The 580-nt window shown below is 71.2% G+C and carries 1 protein-coding gene; it reads left to right on the top strand.

Annotation, left to right across the window (positions count from 1 at the left end; translation table 11 throughout):
• A partial coding sequence (locus ACFQVC_RS42485) for a DUF7916 family protein (RefSeq protein ID WP_381842171.1) occupies positions 1 to 580 on the top strand: 580 nt, incomplete at both ends.

The raw sequence follows: 580 nt of genomic DNA, 5'->3' as shown, positions 1-580 counted from the left end.
TCATCGGCCGGCCCATCGGCATCAACCTGGAGCCCGGCGACGTCCCCGAGATCCGCCGCGCCAAGCCCGAGCACGCCAAGCGCCTGATCGACATGGGCGCCGCGATGCTCTGCATCACCGCCAACCCCGGCACCGGCGGCTCCTTCGACGGCATGGCCCGCGTGACCGAGGAGCTGCGCAAGGGCCTCGGCGACGACGTGGCCCTGTGGAGCGGCAAGATGCACCACGCCGGCCACCCGGAGCGCATCACCGTCGAGCGGCTCACCAACCTGGTCGAGGCGGGCGCCGACGGCGTCGTCATGCCGCTGCCCGGCACCATGCCCGGCGTCACCAAGGAACTGGCCGCCACGGCCGTCGCCGCCGTACAGGACGCCGGCGCCGTCGTGATGGGCGCCATCGGCACCAGCCAGGAAGGCTCGCACACCAACGTCGTGCCCCAACTCGCCCTGAACGCGAAGGAAGTGGGTTTCGACGCCCACCACTTCGGCGACTCCTTCATCCCGGGCATGTGCGACCCCGAGGTGATGTACGAGTACTCGGTCGCGATCCGCGGCCGCCGCCACACCTGGAACCGGATGGC

The sequence above is a fragment of the Streptomyces monticola genome (genome assembly GCF_042665355.1).
In the GTDB taxonomy this organism is placed as follows: Bacteria; Actinomycetota; Actinomycetes; order Streptomycetales; family Streptomycetaceae; genus Streptomyces; species Streptomyces monticola.
The sequence above is the reverse complement of the archived record's forward strand: the minus strand, read 5'-3'. Positions and strand labels throughout refer to the sequence as shown.